The organism is Streptomyces sp. NPDC048636, from assembly GCF_040650655.1.
Lineage (GTDB): Bacteria > Actinomycetota > Actinomycetes > Streptomycetales > Streptomycetaceae > Streptomyces.
Genome location: NZ_JBEZHR010000001.1, coordinates 548427 through 566917 on the forward strand (window position 1 = coordinate 548427; position 18491 = coordinate 566917).

Here is an 18491-nt window from a genome sequence, read left to right on the forward strand (position 1 = left end):
GGCCGGGTGCGCGCCGAGAGGGGGTTGGGGGCTCAGAGGGGGAGGCCGCGAGAGAGGAGGGCCAGGGCGCGGTCGACGGTGTCTTCCATGTCCTCGACCCGGCGGTGGTCCAGGCAGTGGAAGACGGCCTCCTGGAGTGCGCCCAGGATCGCTCCGACCACGACGCGCACCTCGAAGTCGTCCGGTGCGCGGCCGCTCCGGTCGGCCATCGCCTCGCCCAGGGCCGCGCCCGTCGTGGCCAGGCCCTCGCCCATGCGGGCGCGCAGGGCCGGGATACCGCGGACGAGGGTGAGCCGCGTCCGCAGCTCCTTGCGCTCCGCGGCGGTGAACCGCCCCAGCAGATCGAGGATGACCCGGCGCAGCGCCGCGACCGGCGATTCGTCGAGGGGGCGTGCACGGATCGCGGCCGCGATGATCACGTCGTACTCGTCCGTGAGGACGAGGTCTTCCTTGGTGGGGAAGTAGCGGAAGACGGTGCTGACGGACACCTCGGCGGCCTCGGCGATCCGGTCCACCGGGGTGGCGTCATAGCCCTGTTCCACGAAGAGCCGGTAGGCCGCCTGCCGGATCGCCCGCCGAGTCTTGATCTTCTTCCGCTCACGGAGTCCGGGAGCGGCCCGCCGTGCGGACCGCTCGGCGGCGGACGTCGTGGGTGCCATGTCTTTCATTGTCCGGCATCGGCCATAAGACGGGGCCGATTCCGCTTCCGCTTCACGCGGACTCCACCTCAGGCGGGGGAGCGCGGTCGATCAGGGGTGCTGGTAGGCCACCAGCGAGATGCCCACGTAGTGCACCACGAACGCCGCCAGCGTGAACGAGTGGAACACCTCATGGAAGCCGAACCAGCGCGGTGAGGGGTTGGGACGCTTGGTGCCGTAGATCACCGCGCCCGCGCTGTAGAGCAGTCCACCGACGATGATCAGCGTCATCACGGCGATCCCGCCGGTCCGCATGAAGTCGGGCAGGAAGAAGACCGCCGCCCAACCCAGCGCTATGTAGCAGGGCGTGTAGAGCCAGCGCGGGGCGCCGACCCAGAAGACCCGGAAGGCGATCCCGGCGAGCGCCCCGGCCCACACCAGCCACAGCAGCATCTGCTGTTTGCCGTCCGGCAGGAGCAGCAGGGTGAAGGGCGTGTAGGTGCCCGCGATGATCAGGAAGATATTGGCGTGATCCAGCCGCCGCAGCACCGCGTTGGCCCGCGGGCCCCAATTGCCGCGGTGGTACAGGGCGCTCACACCGAACAGCGCGCAGGCGGTCAGCGTGAAGATGGCGCAGGCCAGGCGCCCGCGCGGGCTGTCGGCCAGCGCGGTGAGCACCACCCCGGCGACCAACGCGGCCGGGAACATACCGGCGTGCAGCCAGCCGCGCAGCACAGGCTTCAGCGGGAGCGCGGGCGCTGCATCGGGCCCTGGGGGATTGTCAACGGCGGCATCGGGCGCGGCGGCAGTCATGGCGCTCATGCTACCTACGCGACCGTAAGTTACCGACCCATGTCGAGTGGTGATGGTCACCAAGGTGCCCACTGGACAGATGGCCCACACAGTCGGATGATCAAATGAGCGCGGTCGGCACCGGATGAGCTGAGCATCCGGGTCGCAGCCCCCAAGGGGTAGCTGTCTCCATAAAAGCGGATGTGCGTGCACATATCCGCACAAACCCTCAATCGACAACGCCGGACCATGCCGTTCCGGCGGGATGGAGCGATCGTGGCGCCCAGCAATGTGGCTTCCTCCCTCATCAGCCCGGCCCCCACCAACCACCAGGAGCTCATCGCCTGGGTCGGCGAGATCGCCGCCCTCACCCAGCCCGATGCGGTGGTCTGGTGCGACGGTTCGGAGGCGGAGTACGACCGGTTGTCCGGTGAGCTGGTCGAGAAGGGCACCTTCAAACGCCTGGATCCGATCAAGCGCCCGAACTCGTACTACGCGGCCTCCGATCCCAGCGATGTGGCCCGGGTCGAGGACCGCACGTTCATCTGCTCCGAGAAGGAGGCGGACGCGGGCCCGACCAACCACTGGAAGGCTCCCGCCGAGATGCGCGAGATCTTCTCAGGTGAGCAGGGCATCTTCCGCGGCTCGATGCGCGGCCGCACGATGTACGTGGTGCCGTTCTGTATGGGCCCGCTCGGCTCGCCGCTGTCCGCGATCGGCGTCGAGATCACCGACTCCGCCTACGTCGCCGTCTCCATGCGCACCATGACCCGCATGGGACAGGAGGTCCTGGACGTCCTCGGCGAGGAGGGCTTCTTCGTGAAGGCCGTCCACACCCTCGGGGCCCCGCTGGAGCCCGGCCAGGCCGATGTGGCGTGGCCCTGCAACTCGACCAAGTACATCTCGCACTTCCCCGAGGCGCGGGAGATCTGGTCCTACGGCTCCGGCTACGGCGGAAACGCCCTGCTCGGCAAGAAGTGCTATGCGCTGCGTATCGCCTCGGTCATGGCGCGTGACGAGGGCTGGCTCGCCGAGCACATGCTGATCCTCAAGCTCACCCCGCCGCGCGGGGAGGCCAAGTACGTCGCCGCCGCCTTCCCCAGCGCCTGCGGCAAGACCAATCTCGCGATGCTGGAGCCGACCATCCCCGGCTGGACGGTCGAGACCATCGGCGACGACATCGCCTGGATGCGGTTCGGCGAGGACGGCAGGCTCTACGCGATCAACCCCGAGGCCGGTTTCTTCGGCGTCGCGCCCGGCACCGGTGAGCACACCAACGCCAACGCCATGAAGACCCTGTGGGGCAACTCGGTCTTCACCAACGTCGCGCTCACCGACGACGGCGATGTGTGGTGGGAGGGCATGACCGAGGAGCAGCCCGCTCATCTGACCGACTGGAAGGGCAACGACTGGACCCCGGCCAGCGGGACCCCCGCCGCCCACCCCAACGCCCGGTTCACCGTTCCGGCCGGTCAGTGCCCGATCATCGCGCCCGAGTGGGAGGACCCCAAGGGCGTGCCGATCTCGGCGATCCTCTTCGGCGGCCGCCGCGCCAGCGCGGTCCCGCTGGTGACCGAGTCCTTCGACTGGCAGCACGGCGTCTTCCTCGGCGCCAACGTGGCCAGCGAGAAGACCGCCGCGGCCGAGGGCAAGGTCGGTGAGCTGCGCCGCGACCCGTTCGCCATGCTGCCGTTCTGCGGTTACAACATGGGCGACTACATGGCCCATTGGGTCAAGGTCGGCCAGAAGGACGACCCCGAGGCGACGGCCAAGCTGCCGAAGATCTACTACGTCAACTGGTTCCGCAAGGACACCGACGGCCGCTTCGTGTGGCCGGGCTTCGGTGAGAACAGCCGTGTGCTGAAGTGGATCGTCGACCGGCTCGACGGCAAGGCCGAGGGTGTGGAGACCCCCATCGGTGTGCTGCCGACCCGCGAGGCGCTGGACACCGACGGTCTGGGCATGGCCGACGCCGACCTCGAGCTGCTGCTCACCGTCGACAAGGACGTGTGGCGCGAGGAGGCGGCGCTCGTTCCCGACCACCTCAACACCTTCGGTGACCACACGCCGAAGGAGATGTGGGACGAGTACCACGCGCTGGTCAAGCGTCTGGGCTGAGCCACCGCACGTCGAAGGCCGGGGCCCGCACCGCACGGTGCGGGCCCCGGCCTCGTGTGCGCCCCACCCCGGCGGCGGCCTCGGGGCGGGCGGTCAGTCGGTGAGCCCCAGCGCGGCCGCGTGGATCTCCAGGCGCTCGGCCGCCAGCGCGGTGCCCGCGGTGTCCTCACGGGAGGTGGCCACGACCAGGGCCCATCCGGCCAGGGTGTGCGCACGCTGGTGCAGGGCGGCTATCCGGGCCGGGTCGGGGCTGCTCGCCGACGGGGCCGCCCGCAGTGGACCGCGGCCGTCGCCGAGCCGTATGACCTGGGCGGCGATCCGCTCGGCGGCGTCGTCCAGAGCCGGGTCCGGGGCGAGGGCGCGCAGCTCGTCGGTGATGGTCAGCAGTGCGGTCAGATGTCCGGCGAGCCGGATGTCCAGCTCCTCCTCGCGGGAGCGATGGGGGAAGTCGGGCTCGGGCTCGGCCATGGTGTGGACCGACTTGGCGCGGATCGGCTCGTACATGGATGGCCTCCAAATGCTCAGGAGGCCATCCTAACTTAGACTCTGTCTAAAGTTGAGCCTTCGCTAAAACGGATCTTCGATTTCCAGGGGGCACCGGGCGCCGCACACGGAACGGGAAGGGCTCGGGCGCGGAACGGGAAGGGCTCAGGGCTGGCCGTAGCCGTCCAGGAAGGTGCCGATCCGGGTCACCGCGTCGGCCAGGTCCTCCTTGGCCGGGAGGGTGACGATGCGGAAGTGATCCGGCTCCGGCCAGTTGAAGCCCGTGCCATGGACGATCATGATCTTCTCGGCGCGCAGCAGATCGAGCACCATCTGCCGGTCGTCCTTGATCTTGTAGACCTTGGGGTCCAGCTTGGGGAACGCGTACAACGCGCCCTTCGGCTTCACACAGGTCACGCCCGGGATCTGGGTCAGCAGCTCATAGGCGACATCGCGCTGCTCCACCAGCCGTCCGCCCGGCAGCACCAGATCGTTGATCGACTGACGGCCGCCGAGGGCGGTGGCCACCGCGTGCTGTGCGGGCATATTGGCGCACAGCCGCATATTGGCCAGGATGGTCAGCCCCTCCAGATAGCTGGCGGCGTGGGCCTTCGGACCGCAGACCGCGAGCCAGCCGCTGCGGTAGCCCGCGACCCGGTACGCCTTGGACAGCCCGTTGAAGGTCAGCGTCAGCAGGTCGGGGGCGACCGAGGTGGTGGGGGTGTGGGTGGCGTCGTCGTAGAGGATCTTGTCGTAGATCTCGTCGGAGCAGACGATCAGCCGGTGGCGGCGGGCGATGTCGGTGAGCCCGCGCAGCACCTCTTCGCCGTAGACCGCGCCTGTCGGGTTGTTCGGGTTGATGATCACGATCGCCTTGGTGCGATCGGTCACCTTGCGCTCGATATCGGCGAGGTCCGGCAGCCAGTCCGACTGCTCATCGCAGCGGTAGTGCACGGCGGTGCCGCCGGAGAGCGAGACCGCGGCGGTCCACAGCGGATAGTCGGGGGAGGGGACCAGGACTTCATCGCCGTCGTCCAGCAGCGCCTGCATGGACATCTGGATCAGCTCGGAGACGCCGTTGCCCAGGAAGACATCCTCGACGTCGAGGTCGATCCCCTGGGTCTGGTAGTGCTGCATCACCGCGCGGCGGGCGGTCAGCAGGCCCTTGGCGTCGCCGTAGCCGTGGGCGTCGCCGAGGTTGCGGAGCATGTCCTCGAGGATCTCCGGCGGGCACTCGAAGCCGAAGGTCGCCGGGTTGCCGGTGTTCAGCTTGAGGATGCGGTGACCTGCTGCTTCCAGTCGCATCGCCTCCTCGAGCACCGGGCCACGGATTTCGTAGCAGACGTTGGCGAGCTTCGTGGACTGGATCACCTGCATGTCGGCAACCTTACGGCGGTGCCACCGGGGACGCTCGGTGTTTTTCACCACGTGGACGGTGCGCGGGAGCGCTCCGGGGCGGCGGGCGCCGGGGCGTACGCCACCGTCGGGGCGGTCCCCAGGCGCCCGGAACGGCCCGTTCAGCCCGTGTGGCGCCGTACCGACCGGCCCGCGAGCACACTCGTCCGGCGGCCGTCCTCCACCACGAACCGCCCGTCGATCAGGACGTGCGGAATCCCCACCGGAAGGGTGCGCGGCGCCGCGAAGGTCGAGCCCGCCGCCACCGTCAGGGGATCGAAGAGCACCAGGTCCGCCCGGTGGCCCTCGCGCACCAGACCCCGGTCCGGCAGCCGCAGCCGGGCGGCCGGGCGGCCGGTCAGATGGGCCACGCACTCCTCCAGCGGGAGCACCCCGAGCTCGCGCACATAGTGACCCAGATAGCGGGGGAAGGTGCCGTACGCGCGGGGATGCGGTTTGGCGCCGTGCAGGATGCCGTCGCTGCCGCCGGTGTGCACCGGGTGCTTCATGATCGCCTGGACGTTCTCCTCATGGCCGACGTGTTGCAGGATCGTCGGGCCGAGCAGGTCCGCCAGCAGCAGCCGGCGCGCGGTGGCCCAGGGCGCCTCACCGCGCTCGCGCGCGCTCTCCGCGACCGTCCGGCCGATGTGATCGCTCAGCGCCGGGTCGGTCACACCGGAGATCTCGATGGTGTCCCAGTCGATCGGCACCCCATGGCAGCCGTCCGCCCCGTCCACCTCCATGACCCGCCGGATCCGCTCGGCCGTCGCGTCGTCCCGCAGCCGGGCGAGCGCCGCCTCCGGTCCGCCCTCGGCGGCCCAGCTCGGCATCATCGCGGCGAGCGTGGTGCAGCCGGGGAGATAGGGATAGGTGTCCAGGGTGATGTCGGCGCCCTCGGCGAGCGCCGCGTCCAGCAGCGCGATCAGCTCGGGGGCGCGGCCCTCGTTCACCCCGAAGTTCAAGGTGGCGTGGGCCAGATGCAGGGCGCAGCCCGCCTCACGGGTGAGCGCCACCATCTCCTCGTAGGCGCGCAGGGCGCCCGCGCCGTAGGAGCGGTGGTGCGGGCAGTAGTAGGCGTCGTACGCGGCGAGGACCCGGCACAGCTCGGTGAGTTCGGCGTCCGAGGCGTACATCCCGGGGGTGTAGGTGAGCCCGGAGGACATCCCGACCGCGCCCTGTTCCAGTCCCTCCGCCACCAGCCGCTTCATCCGGGCGAGTTCGCCGGGGGTCGCGGCGCGGTCCTCCCAGCCGAGCGCGAGCATCCGCACGGTGCCCTGCGGGACCAGGTACGCGGCGTTGACCGCGATGCCCTCGCCGTCGATGCCACGGTCGAGCCGGTCCAGATAGCCGCCCACATCGCGCCAGTCGAAGTCGATGTCGGTACTTCCGGGCGCACCGCCGTTCCAGCCGGTGATGGCGGTACGGATCTGGGGGAGCGTGCGGTCGTCGACGGGTGCGTAGGACAGCCCGTCCTGGCCGATGACCTCCAGGGTGACGCCCTGGGCGGCCTTCGCGGAGTGGTCGGGGTCGCGGAGCAGCGCGAGATCGCTGTGCGCGTGCATATCGATGAAGCCGGGGGAGAGTGCCAGGCCGCCGGCGTCCACCACCCGCCGTCCGCCCGGCCGTGGGCCCTCGCCCTCCCGGACGACGGCGGCGATCCGGCCGCCGTCCACGGCCACGTCGGCCCGGAAGGCGGGGTCGCCGGTGCCGTCGATGACATGGGCGTCGCGGATGACCAGGTCCATGGCGGGTGCCTCTCGTTTCTGCCGTCGTGCCCGTGGCGCGCTGCCGTTCCCACCCACCCGCCCGTGGTTCGGGGGAATGCCGTGGGCTCGACCCCGGCCCCGTCGGGGCCGGTGGGACTCGCCCGTCCCGGCCGTGGGCCGCCTCGGGGGTCCCGGGGCGGGTGGGTGGGCTAGAAGAAGGTGCGGACGTAGTCCGTGACCGTGCCGTCCGCCTCCGCCAGCGGGATCAGCTGCCACTTGTCGAAGACCGTGCACGGATGGGAGAGGCCGAGCCCCACCCAGTCGCCCACCTCCAGCTCCGCGCCGTCCGTGACCGCGACCCAGGCGTGCTGGTCGGAGAGGCCGGTGACGGTCAGCCCGGTGGCCGGGCGGGTGGAGCCGTCCCGGGCGGAGCGGATGACCTGCGGCTCCGGCAGATCCAGGTCGTACGCGGCGTCCCGCTTGCCCGCGTTGAGGAACGCCTGGCCCGGTTCGGGACGGGAGACGACCTGTGCCCACAGCCGGAAGGCCGGGTGCAGCCCGCCCTCCTCCGGGATCCGGTTGAACGGGGTCTGCCTGCGGTAGTGGCCGTCGTCGTGGGAGACGTACGCGCCCGAGCGCAGCAGCTTCAGCACCGGCCGGGACAGCTCGGGCAGTTCCGCCAGGACCTCCGCCACCACGTCGAACCACGCGCTGCCGCCCGCGCTCACCACGATCTCGTCCGTTCCGCCGAGCCCCGCGAAGCGGCCCTCCGCGTCGAACCCGGCGGCCAGTGCGGTGAGCCGGCGCATCCACGTCCGCACCCGCTCGGCGTCCGCCTTCGGCACCTCGGCCTCGTATCCGGCGACGCCGACCAGCCGCAGGGTGGCGGCGGCCGCCACCGCGTCGGCGACCTCGGCGCACTCGGCCTCGGTGCGCACCCCGGTCCGCGCGCCCTCGCCCGCGCCCAGCTCGACCACCACGTCCACCGGGCGGCGGGCGCCCGCCGCGCGCAGGGCCGTGTCCATCAGCTCGACACCGCGCGTGGAGTCCACATAGGCGATGAACCGGAACGCGGGGTCGGCGTCGAGCTCGGCCGCGAGCCAGTGCAGCGCGGCGGCGTCCACGACCTCGTTGGCGAGGAAGATCCGCTGGATGCCGAAGGCCCGGTACATCCGTACCTGGGTGGGGACGGCGGCGGTGATCCCCCAGGCGCCATGGGCGAGTTGGCGCTCGAAGAGCTGCGGGGCCAGTGAGGTCTTGCCGTGCGGGGCGAAGGCCAGCCGGTGGGCGGCGGAGTAGCGCTCCATCTCCAGGAGGTTGTGCTCCAGGGCCTCGGCCGACAGCGCCAGCACCGGTGTGGTGAATCCACCGGTGAACAGGGAGCGGCGCTCGGCGGCCAGTTCGCCCACGGTCAGGCCCTCCGCGGTCGGCGGCAGCCCCTTGAAGCGGTGGTCGACACGCTCCTCCGCGAGCCCCGCGAGGGACGGCGGGACGCTGTGGTCGGTGGCCATGGAGACGCCTCCATCGGGATCGGTTGCAACATGTGCAACATTCATTGCGTATATCGCTCAGCGCTGTCTAACATCCCGCCAAGCACCCGGTCAACGGTGTGCGCCGTACCCGAAACGAGCGAGGAGCGAGACTGATCGTGCCCCCTGCCGTGAGCGTCGACGTCGTGTGCCTCGGCGAGTCGATGGTGACCTTCGTGCCGTCCCGGCCGGGCCGCCTCGCCGATGTGCCGTCCTTCGCACGCGGTATCGGCGGGGCCGAGTCCAATGTGGCCTGTGGACTGGCCCGCTGCGGGCACAGCGCGCGCTGGATCAGCAGGGTCGGTACGGACGGGTTCGGCGACCATCTGCTGACCGAGATCGCGGCCGCCGGGGTGGACGTCAGCCGGGTGCGGCGCGATCCCCACCGTCCCACCGGCATCTACTTCCGCACGGCCGGGGAGCGGGCCGTGGGCCAGGCCCCCGCCCGTGCCGTCGGCCAGGACCCCGTGGCCAGGGAGCACGCCGCCGAGGAGCGTGCCGCCGGGGAACCGCTCGCCGAGGTCGTCTACTACCGGGCCGGTTCCGCCGCCGCGGCCATGTCCCCCGCGCTGATGGAGCGGGACCAGCTGTGGTCCGGCCGGATCCTCCATCTGACCGGGATCACCCCGGCCCTCTCCGACGGCTGCCTCGCCCTGACCCGTGAGCTGACCACCCCCGCCCCCGGCCGTCCGCTGGTCTCCTTCGACGTCAACTACCGCCTGGCGCTGTGGCGGGAGGAGCAGCCGTGGGAGGTGCGGCGGGAGGGGGAGCATCGGCGGGAGGGCGAGCGCCACGGCCCCTCCGTCCTGCTCGACCTGGCCCGCGGCTGCGACCTGGTCTTCGTCGGCGAGGACGAGGCCGAGGCCGCCTGGGGGCTGCGCGGCGCCGACGCGATCCGGGCGGCGCTGCCCGAACCGGCGGTGCTGGTCGTCAAACGGGGCTCCGCCGGGGCCACCGCCTACGCCCGCGGGCCCGGCGGCGCGGACAGTGTCACCGCCGAACCCGCCCCGCGCGTCGAGGTCGTGGCGCCCGTCGGTGCGGGGGACGCGTTCGCCGCCGGATTCCTCTCCGGCACCCTGCGCGGTCTGCCCGTCGCCGAACGGCTGCGCCACGGCCACCTGATGGCGGCGGCCGCGCTCACCGTCTCCGGCGACCTGGCCACCCCGCCCTCCCGTGAGCGGGCCGATCGGCTGGTGGCACTCGATGCCGCCGCGTGGGGCACACTGCGGGTCCGCCCCGGCTGGACGAATCCGGCGTATGCGGGGCCCGAGACCGTTGCGGTGGAGGTATCCAACCCATGAGCCAGACCGTCGACCGAGCGCTGAGCATCCTGCCCCTGCTGGCGGAGGGCCCCGCCAACCTGGAACAGGTCGCCACCCGGCTCGGGGTGCACAAGTCCACCGCGCTGCGGCTGCTGCGCACCCTGCATGAGCACGGCATGGTCTACCGCCAGCAGGACCAGCGCTACCGGCTCGGAGCCCGGCTGTTCGCCCTGGCGCAGCAGGCCGTGGAGAACCTGGACGTCCGCGAGATCGCCCATCCCCATCTCGTCGCGCTCAACGAGCGGTGCGGCCACACCGTGCACCTCGCGGTGTACGAGGAGAACGAGGTCCTCTACATCGACAAGGTGGAGAGCCGCTATCCGGTGCGGATGTACTCGCGGATCGGCAAACCCGTCGCGATCACCGTCGCCGCGGTCGCCAAGCTGCTGCTGGCCGATCTGCCGGAGCCGGAGCGGCGCGCGGTGGCCGAACGGCTCACCTACCCCGCGTACACGGCCCGTTCGACACCGAACGCCACCGCGTTCCTCAGGGAGCTGGCCACCGTGCGCGAACAGGGCTGGGCCACCGACCTCGGTGGCCATGAGGAGTCGATCAACTGTGTCGGGGCGCCCATCCGGGGAGCCGACGGAAAGGTGGTGGCGGCGTGTTCGGTGTCCGCGCCCAATGTCGTGGTGACCGCGGAGGAACTGCTCACCCTGCTGCCACTGGTGCGCCGTACCGCGGAGGCGATCAGCCGGGAGTACTCCGGAAGCGCCCCCGCACCGGCGCCGCATGATGGCATGACAGTCACGCCCCGGCCCCTGGGGGTTGAGGCGGTCAGACCCGAGAAGAGAGCCAAGGAACCCCTGTCATGAGCGAGAAGCTGAAGAAGACCGCGATCACCCCGGCCGGACACACCACCCCGCCCGCCAAGTTCTCGCACGGCGTGAAGAAGGGCAACATCCTCCAGGTCGCCGGCCAGGTCGGCTTCGGCCCGGCGGTTCCGGGCCAGGCCCCGGCCCCCGTCGGACCGTCCCTGCGCGAGCAGTCCCTCCAGACCCTGCGCAATGTGCAGGCCGTCCTCGAGGAGGGCGGGGCGAGCTGGGAGGACGTGATGATGATCCGCATCTACCTCACCGACACCGCCCACTTCGCCGAATTCAACGCCCTGTACGACGAGTTCTTCGCGGACCTGAAGGAGGCGCCGTCGGCCCGCACCACGATCTATGTCGGCCTTCCCGCCGGACTGCTCGTGGAGATCGACGCGCTCGCCGTGCTCGGCTGACGCACATCCCCAAGCCCCGCGGTGGGCGGGGTGCGCGCGGGAGCCCGTCCCCCGTCACGTCCCCCGGGCCTCCCCGCCCCGCCCACCGCGGCTCCCCCACCCCGACCGACCCCGGGCCAACCCCCCACATCCGCAGGACACGGAGTTCTGATCAACCCCATCCCGGCTTCCCGACCGCGCGGCCCCCCGCCGTGCGGCGCCGCCCCCTACCCGTTTTCCGGAGTTCCCCATGCTGCTCGCGGCCGCTCCCGCTCCCGAGACCCCACCGCACACCGGTGGGCTGCTCGCGATCATCCACGGCACCGCAGGACTGCTGACCGTCGCCGCCCTCGGTATCGCCCTACTGCTCTACCTGATCATCAAGGTCCGGCTCCAGCCGTTCGTGGCGCTGCTCGGCGTCTCCATCGCGGTGGGTCTGGCCGCCGGTCTTTCGGTCACCGAACTCTTCGGCACCGTCCAGAAGTCCGACGCCGTCTCGCTCATCGAATCCGGGATGGGCGGCATCCTCGGCCATATCGCCATCATCATCGGCCTCGGCACCATGCTGGGCGCCATACTGGAGGTCTCCGGCGGCGCCGAGGCGCTCAGCACCCGGCTGCTCGGTCTGTTCGGACCCGACCGGGCACCGCTGGCGATGGGACTGACCGGGCTCATCTTCGGCATACCCGTCTTCTTCGACGTCGGCATCTTCGTCCTGGCGCCCATCGTCTACGCGGCCACCCGGCGCAGCGGGAAGTCGATCGTGCTCTACGCGATGCCGCTGCTCGCCGGGCTGTCCATGACCCACGCCTTCCTGCCGCCGCACCCGGGGCCGGTGGCCGCGGCCGGGCTGCTCCATGTCGACCTGGGCTGGGTCATTCTGATGGGCGTGCTGGTCGGGGTGCCGTCGGTGCTGGCCGCCTGGGGCTACGCGGCGTGGATCGGCAAGCGGCTCTTCGTCCCCGTACCGCAGGACATGGTGGAGGCGGCCGAGGAGGCGCGGGCGGCGGTCGAGGCCGAACAGCGGGCCGCGGGCGCCACCGCGGCGGAGCGGCCGGTGCCGGTGGGCACGGTCCTGGCGATCATCGGCACCCCGCTGGTCCTCATTCTCTGCGCCACCTTCTCCTCCATAGCGATGGACCCGAGCACCGGACGCTCGGTGATCGAGTTCTTCGGCCATCCCTTCGTGGCGCTGACCATCGCGCTCTTCCTCGCCTTCCATCTGCTGGGCATCCGGCGCGGTTGGTCGCGGAACTCGCTGGAGTCGGTGTGCACCGCCTCGCTCAAGCCGGTGGGCAACATCCTGCTGGTGGTGGGCGCGGGCGGGGTGTTCGGCGCGGTGCTCAAGGGGAGCGGGGTGGCTCAGGCGCTGGCGGACGCCTTCGACAGCGCGGGGCTGCCGGTGATCCTGCTGTCCTGGCTGATCGCGCTGGTGCTGCGGGTCGCGCAGGGTTCGGCGACGGTGGCGATCGTCACCACGGCGGGGATCGTCTCCCCGATGCTGGCCGACGGCGACTACTCGCAGGCGCATCTGGCCCTGGTCATCATGGCGATATCGGCGGGCTCGATCTTCGCCTCGCATGTCAACGACGGCGGGTTCTGGATGGTCGCCAAGTACTTCGGCATATCCGAGCGGGACACCCTCAAGTCCTGGACGGTGCTGGAGTCGGTGCTCTCGGTGGCGGGCTTCGTGGTCGCGGGGCTGCTCAGCCTGGTGATCTGAGCCCCGCCGGGCCCCCGCGCCGGGGACCCGGAGACGCGTGTGACCGCCCTGCCGCGGGCCGTCCCGGTGCACCGCCGGGACGGCCCGCGGCCGGATCAGCGGCTCAGCCGGTGCAGTACTGGTCCTCCTTGCCGATCGACCGGTACATGCAGTCCGCGTTCTCCAGGAGCTGGAGCACCGCGTCGCGGTTGCGCTGGGTCTCGCGGTCGATCACCTCGTCGGGCGGGTAGAAGCCGCCGTCGCCGGAGGACGACGGATACATCTCGAAGGTGTACGCGAACACCTTCTGGGTGCCCCAGAGATAGTCGTCGATCGCCCCGTCCGTGATGTAGAGCTCGCTGGACTGCTCGGGGGTGTAGCCGTTGCTCGCGGCCATCGACTTGCCCACGGTCGCGAACGCGTCGTGGTCGTCCTGTGTCATCCCGGTGGTGGTCTCGTCGTACGTCCAGCCGAACGGCCACAGCACCAGCTCACTGTAGGTGTGGAAGTCGATGGCGGCCTTGAGCTGCTGCTTGCCGTTGACGATCCGGCTGTGGGCGAAGTCCGCGACCACCTTGACCTCGGGGGCCGACGCGGCGCGGGGGCCGCGGTAGGTCTCGGACCCGGGGGAGCCGGAGGAGCCGCCGCAGCAGCCCCACTTGAAGTCCCAGTTGCGGTTGAGGTCGGTACCGACGGAGGACGAACCGGAGTTGGGCTGGCGGTTCTTGCGCCAGCTCCGGTAGCGGCCGGTGGCGATGTCGTACTCACCGCCGTCCGGATTGAGGTCCGGGACGATCCAGATCTCCCGGCCGTCGACCGCCTTGGTGATCCGCGAGTCGCCGCCGTAGCCGGTGGTCAGCTCGTGCACCAGGTACAGCGCCATCTCCACCGTGAGGTGCTCGCGCGCGTGCTGATGGGCGGTGAACAGCACCTCGGGCTCGTCCTCGTCGGTGGCCACGTTGTCGCTGATCTTGAGGGCGATGATGTCCCGACCCTCGTACGACTTTCCAATGACGCGCTTGCTCAGAATGGTGGGATACGCGGCGATCGCCTTGTCGATCTCGGCATTGGCTTCGGCGTAGTTGTGGTACCGCGCATCGGAGGAGGGGAAGTCGAAGGGCTGGCGCGCCCTGCCCTCGGTGCGGTCGGGTGGGCCGTCCAGTGCGGTGAGCCGGTATCCGAGCGCGCGCACCCGTTTGGCCTGCGCGGAGTCGGCGGTGACCACGACGGAGCGGGCGTCCGCCTCGTCGATGGAGACGCCGGTGGCGGCGAGGGCGGAACGTTCCTTGGCGGTGGCCGGACCCGCGACCTTGTACTGGGTGACCTGCTCGTCGGCCGTCGCGTCGGCACCGGCCCTGGCCTGGGGTGCGCGGCCGGACGCCGGGTCATCGGCTTGGGCGGCGACGGGGGCGGCGAGGGCGAGGGCCAGCAGGGCGGCGAGGGCGGGTGCCCGTCTGCCGCGGATGCGTAGTCGCATGAGTTCTCCTGGGGGGTGAGTTCTCCTGTGGGGGTGAAAGGCGAGCGACTGCTGCGTCGCCAGTGTTCGACCATGTGCATGACACGGTCAAGGGTGGGAAATGGTCGTCGGGGAAGCAACTTCTCATCGAGGGAAGGAAACCCCCCATGAAGAGACCTCTCGCCGGTGCGCTGTCGGCCCTGTTGCTCGCCGGGGCGGCCGTCCTGGGCACCGGCGCCACCCCCACGGTGGCCGCGACCCCCACCCACTCCTCCGCGTCGGCGCCGAAGACGGCCGAAGCCCCGGAGTCCGCGGCGGCCCGCGCGGTGGACTTCGCGGGCACGGTGGCGCTCAGCAACTGCTCGGGCTCGGTGGTCCGGGCTCCGGGCTCCGCCGACACCGACCCCGCGCTGGTGCTCTCCAACGGCCACTGTCTGTCCAGCGGCTTCCCGGCCGCGGGCGAGGTGATCGTGGACCAGCCGTCCACCCGCAGCTTCACCCTGCTCAAGAGTTCGGGCGCCAGCGCCGGCACGCTCCGGGCCACCAAGGTCGCGTACGCCACGATGACCGACACCGACGTCTCGCTGTACGAACTGAGCTCCACATACGCCCAGATCGAACAGCGGTACGGCATCAAGGCCTTACAGCTGTCCGACAGCCACCCGGTCCAGGGCACCAGTATCAATGTGGTCTCCGGCTACTGGAAGAAGATCTACGCCTGCAATATCGACGGATTTGCATACCGGCTTAAGGAGGGCGAGTGGACCTGGAAGGATTCGGTCCGCTACACCTCCGCCTGTCACACGATCGGCGGAACCTCCGGCTCACCCGTCGTGGACACCGCGTCCGGCAAGGTCGTGGCCGTGAACAACACCGGCAACGAGAGCGGCGGCCGGTGCACCCTGAACAACCCCTGCGAGGTCGACGAGAACGGCACGGTGACGGTCCGGCAGGGGATCAACTACGCCGAGCAGACCTACGGCATCACCCGGTGCCTGACCACCGGCAACAAGATCGACCTCGGACTGCCGGGGTGTGAGCTGCCCAAACCCTGACCGAACAGGGGTGTTGAGAACACCCCGGCCCGGGGGCGGACACCAGTGCGCCCCCGGGCACCGCGCGTGTGCCCGGGGGCGCCCGGTCCCCGCGGCCGAAGGACGGCGGCGGCAGCTCCACGGACGGGGGACGCCGGTGTCGGCCGAACGGCTCTGCCGCCCGGCCGGACGGGCTAGAGCCCGTGGACGTGCGGGCCGACCGTCTTGGACCAGGCGTTCCCGTTGGCCGCGTCCCAGTTGGTGGACCAGGTCATCGCCCCGCGGATGCCCGGGTAGGTCCGGGAGGGCTTGAAGCTCCCGCAGCCCGTGCCCTTGGCGAGACAGTCCAGCGCCGCGTTGACCACGGCCGGTTCCACATGGCCGGAGCCCGCGCCGCGGGGGGAGGCGGGCACGCCCAGGCCCACCTGCGACGGGTCGAGCCCGTTCTCCAGCTGGATGCAGGCGAGGGCGGTGAGGAAGTCGACCGAGCCCTGGGAGTAGACCTTGCCGTCGCACCCCAGCATCGAACCGCTGTTGTAGTACTGCATATTGACGACCGTGAGGAAGTCCTTGATCCCCAGGGCGGTCTTGAAGTAGCCGTTCGACGGCGACTGCATATCGATCGTCTGGGGCGCCATCGTGACCACGACATCGCTCTTCTTGTCGTGGATCGCCCGGAGCGCCTTGGTCATATAGGTGGCGTCGAGCCCGTTCTCCAGGTCGATGTCGACGCCGTCGAAGCCGTACTCGTCCATCAGTCCGGTGATCGAGGAGGCGAAGGTGTTCGCCGAGGCGTCATCGCTGACCGAGACGGTGCCGTTCTGGCCGCCGACGGAGATGACGACCGACTTCCCGGCCGCCTGCTCGGCCTTGATGTCGTCCTTGAACTCCTGCTCGCTCCCGTAGCCGACGGCCGGGTCGAGGCGGAAGTCCACACCGCCGGGCGTGCCGGTGGCATCGGCGAAGGCCACCGCGATGATGTCGTACTCGCCGGGCACGTCCGCCAGCTTCTGCACGGTCGCACCGTTGTCGAAGTTCTGCCAGTAGCCGGTGACGGCGTGGGCGGGGACGGCCGCGGCGGGGTGCGCCCCGGACGCCTCGGCGGTACCGGCCGCCAGCAGCCCTCCGGTGCCGAGGGCGAGCGCGGCCGCCGCGGTGAGCAGCCTTTTCCCGAACCTTGCGCGTATACACGACAGCCTCCATACGTGGGGGATGGGGGGAGGTGGTGCGAGTGCGCGTACAGGGGCCCCTGAGGCGTGCCGTACAAGTTGGTTCAGACCAATAGGGTTGTCAAGGGAATGCGCGGCGCACCACCGAACCAGGGGCCGTAACTCAGAGGAACTGTTCTCTCACGGGGCTTTCGTGGATAAAGTGACGATGCACCAGGACCGGCAGTAACGACCTGCGGCCGCGGCCGCTCGGTGCCGATGTGAGACGGGGTAGCCGACGTGCCCACCGCGATAGCAGTCACCGGCCGTGAGCTGGTGCTTCCGCCGCCCGACGGGCAGACCCCGTCGGCCGTTGTGCTCCGCCCGCCGCGGGAGCAGCCGCTCGACGACGCGCTCGCCGAGGCCGCCGCGCTGCTGGACCGGCAGTGCCATCTGGTGGTGCTCTATCCCGCCGCGACCCCGCCGCCCGTCGTCCGCAGACTGCACACCCTGCGCGCGGTGCTGGAGAGCGACCGGATGGCGCTCGTCCCCCTCGAACTCCCGCCGCTGGCCGTCGCCGTGCTCGCCCGTCAGCTGCGACAGCTCTCGCTCTCCGACTTCAGTCCCGGGGTACTCGCCTGCGCCGCCCGGCTGCTGGCCCACTACATCCACGCCGGTGCGCTGCTCGGCAGCGTCGCCCGGCTGGACCGGGTGCCGGTCGGGCTCACCTCGCACGTCAAGTCCTGGCTGCCCGGCACCCACTTCGCGGTGCTCGCCCACCCCACACCGCAGCTGGTGAAGGCCGGGGGCGACGGGGTGCTTGCCGCCCCCTCGTACAGCACCCGGATGACCGTCGCCCCCGGAGCTCTCAACAGCCATGGCCACCGGGACGGTTCGGTGGCCGGGCGGGAGGACTGGGTCACCGGGGCGCTCGCCCCCGCCTGGGGGATCCGCGATGTGGAGCTGGTGGAGCCGTCCCCCGACTCCGCCCGCTGGTGGGGCACGCCCAAGCTGATCGAGTTCGCGGCGGCCATCCCGGACCTGTCCGTCCTCTACCAGCTGGTGGCGTCCGTCCGCAGGGAGGAGTGCCACTGGTGCGGTTTCGAACTCATCGGGGACCGCTGTGCGTTCTGCTCCGCCCCGGTCTCGCGCGGCGATGACATCGCCGCCCCGGCCCCGACCCACCGCCCCGCCCTGACCAGCCGGTAACGTCCCCCCGCGTCCCCGAACGAGGTTGTCCGTCCCATGAATTCACGCCAGCGCCGCGGAGTCGTCCTGTTGCTCCTGTCGGTCCTGTGCGCCGTCGGCGCGTTCGCCGGGGTGCTCTCCGTCATCGACGACGTGGAGTCCAAGGTCGGCCCCGAGACCACCGCCTACAAGCTCACCTCGGACGTCCCGGCCTATGAGCCGCTGGACGCGGGGCAGTTCGAGAAGGTCTCGATGCCGGAGCGGTGGCTGCCGTCCACCGCCGTCACCGACCTCGACGACATCCGCGGCAAGATAGCCGTGACCCCGCTGCGCAAGGGGTCGCTGCTCCAGGACGACATGGTGGTGAACCGGCCCGCGCTCAAGGCCGGACAGCAGGAGATCGCCATCATGATCGACGCGGCGACGGGCGTCGCGGGCAAGATCAACCCCGGTGCGAAGGTGAACATCTACGCGACCTTCGAGGGCAAGGGGCAGGGCGACGAACCGGTCTCCAAGCTCATCGTCGCGGGCGCCCGGGTCATCGACGTCGGCGAGCTCACCGCCCTGGAGCCGGACCAGGACGATGAACGGCGCGTCGACAAGGCCGTACCGATCACCTTCGCGCTCGACACCAAGAACGCCCAGCGGGTCGCCTACGCCGAATCCTTCGCCTCGCATGTGCGGCTCGCGCTGGTCGCCCCCGGCGGGGACGGCCCGATAGCGCCCGGCGACCGCACCTACACCCTCGACGGCGACAAATGAGTAATGAGTGAGGA

General features: G+C 70.7%; 16 protein-coding genes. 8 read left to right on the forward strand and 8 right to left on the reverse strand.

Annotation, left to right across the window (positions count from 1 at the left end; all coding sequences use genetic code 11):
* Window positions 1–32: 32 nt before the first annotated feature.
* Both AB0C66_RS02560 and AB0C66_RS02565 read right to left on the reverse strand, forming a co-directional pair.
* The gene (locus tag AB0C66_RS02560) at window positions 33–659 is read right to left on the reverse strand and encodes a TetR family transcriptional regulator (RefSeq protein WP_362431858.1); all 627 of its coding nucleotides are present in this window, start codon (window positions 657–659) and stop codon (window positions 33–35) included.
* 90 nt (window positions 660–749) lie between these two features.
* The gene (locus tag AB0C66_RS02565; protein ID WP_362431861.1) at window positions 750–1451 is read right to left on the reverse strand and encodes a hemolysin III family protein; all 702 of its coding nucleotides are present in this window, start codon (window positions 1449–1451) and stop codon (window positions 750–752) included.
* Between the two features lie 270 nt (window positions 1452–1721).
* On the opposite strand from AB0C66_RS02565, the gene AB0C66_RS02570 reads away from it, so the two are divergent.
* Window positions 1722–3548, forward strand: coding sequence for a phosphoenolpyruvate carboxykinase (GTP) (locus tag AB0C66_RS02570; RefSeq protein WP_362433317.1), 1827 nt, complete (start codon window positions 1722–1724; stop codon window positions 3546–3548).
* 93 nt (window positions 3549–3641) lie between these two features.
* On the opposite strand, the gene AB0C66_RS02575 is transcribed toward AB0C66_RS02570, so the two are convergent.
* The 4 genes from AB0C66_RS02575 to AB0C66_RS02590 form a co-directional block, all read right to left on the reverse strand.
* A complete protein-coding gene (locus AB0C66_RS02575) occupies window positions 3642–4052 on the reverse strand; it encodes a hypothetical protein (RefSeq protein WP_362431864.1) in 411 nt (136 codons plus the stop codon).
* A gap of 144 nt (window positions 4053–4196) precedes the next feature.
* Window positions 4197–5408 (reverse strand): pyridoxal phosphate-dependent aminotransferase, encoded by a 1212-nt coding sequence (locus AB0C66_RS02580; protein ID WP_362431866.1) that lies wholly within the window; start codon window positions 5406–5408, stop codon window positions 4197–4199.
* Window positions 5409–5548: 140 nt separating this feature from the next.
* Window positions 5549–7171 (reverse strand): D-aminoacylase, encoded by a 1623-nt coding sequence (locus tag AB0C66_RS02585; protein ID WP_362431868.1) that lies wholly within the window; start codon window positions 7169–7171, stop codon window positions 5549–5551.
* Between the two features lie 170 nt (window positions 7172–7341).
* Entirely contained in the window at window positions 7342–8643 is a 1302-nt protein-coding gene (locus AB0C66_RS02590) for an alanine racemase (protein ID WP_362431870.1), read from the reverse strand.
* Window positions 8644–8780: 137 nt separating this feature from the next.
* Here AB0C66_RS02590 and AB0C66_RS02595 point away from each other — a divergent pair, with 137 nt between their 5' ends.
* The 4 genes from AB0C66_RS02595 to AB0C66_RS02610 all read left to right on the forward strand — a co-directional run bounded on the left by AB0C66_RS02595 (window position 8781) and on the right by AB0C66_RS02610 (window position 12910).
* On the forward strand, window positions 8781–9962 hold the full coding sequence (locus AB0C66_RS02595; RefSeq protein ID WP_362431872.1) for a sugar kinase: 1182 nt from the start codon (window positions 8781–8783) through the stop codon (window positions 9960–9962).
* Window positions 9959–10798, forward strand: coding sequence for an IclR family transcriptional regulator (locus AB0C66_RS02600; protein WP_362431875.1), 840 nt, complete (start codon window positions 9959–9961; stop codon window positions 10796–10798). Before AB0C66_RS02595 ends, AB0C66_RS02600 begins: the two co-directional genes overlap by 4 nt.
* Complete coding sequence (locus AB0C66_RS02605) at window positions 10795–11208, forward strand: RidA family protein (RefSeq protein ID WP_362431878.1); 414 nt, start codon at window positions 10795–10797, stop codon at window positions 11206–11208. The genes AB0C66_RS02600 and AB0C66_RS02605 overlap by 4 nt, the downstream gene beginning before the upstream one ends.
* A gap of 229 nt (window positions 11209–11437) precedes the next feature.
* Window positions 11438–12910 (forward strand): gluconate:H+ symporter, encoded by a 1473-nt coding sequence (locus AB0C66_RS02610; RefSeq protein WP_362431882.1) that lies wholly within the window; start codon window positions 11438–11440, stop codon window positions 12908–12910.
* A 103-nt stretch (window positions 12911–13013) separates the two neighbouring features.
* Here the strand turns inward: AB0C66_RS02610 and AB0C66_RS02615 are convergent, their stop codons facing one another.
* Window positions 13014–14366 carry a M14 family metallopeptidase gene (locus tag AB0C66_RS02615; protein ID WP_362431885.1) on the reverse strand — a complete coding sequence of 451 codons (1353 nt, stop codon included), beginning with the start codon at window positions 14364–14366 and terminating at the stop codon, window positions 13014–13016.
* Window positions 14367–14512: 146 nt separating this feature from the next.
* Between AB0C66_RS02615 and AB0C66_RS02620 the strand changes: the two genes are divergently transcribed.
* Window positions 14513–15400 (forward strand): serine protease, encoded by an 888-nt coding sequence (locus tag AB0C66_RS02620; RefSeq protein WP_362431888.1) that lies wholly within the window; start codon window positions 14513–14515, stop codon window positions 15398–15400.
* A gap of 173 nt (window positions 15401–15573) precedes the next feature.
* On the opposite strand, the gene AB0C66_RS02625 is transcribed toward AB0C66_RS02620, so the two are convergent.
* A complete protein-coding gene (locus tag AB0C66_RS02625; protein ID WP_362433320.1) occupies window positions 15574–16575 on the reverse strand; it encodes a chitinase in 1002 nt (333 codons plus the stop codon).
* A 252-nt stretch (window positions 16576–16827) separates the two neighbouring features.
* Between AB0C66_RS02625 and AB0C66_RS02630 the strand changes: the two genes are divergently transcribed.
* Both AB0C66_RS02630 and cpaB read left to right on the forward strand, forming a co-directional pair.
* Window positions 16828–17736, forward strand: a complete 909-nt coding sequence (locus AB0C66_RS02630) for a hypothetical protein (RefSeq protein ID WP_362431890.1) — start codon at window positions 16828–16830, stop codon at window positions 17734–17736.
* A gap of 36 nt (window positions 17737–17772) precedes the next feature.
* Window positions 17773–18477 carry a Flp pilus assembly protein CpaB gene (cpaB, locus tag AB0C66_RS02635; protein ID WP_362431892.1) on the forward strand — a complete coding sequence of 235 codons (705 nt, stop codon included), beginning with the start codon at window positions 17773–17775 and terminating at the stop codon, window positions 18475–18477.
* Window positions 18478–18491 lie beyond the last annotated feature (14 nt).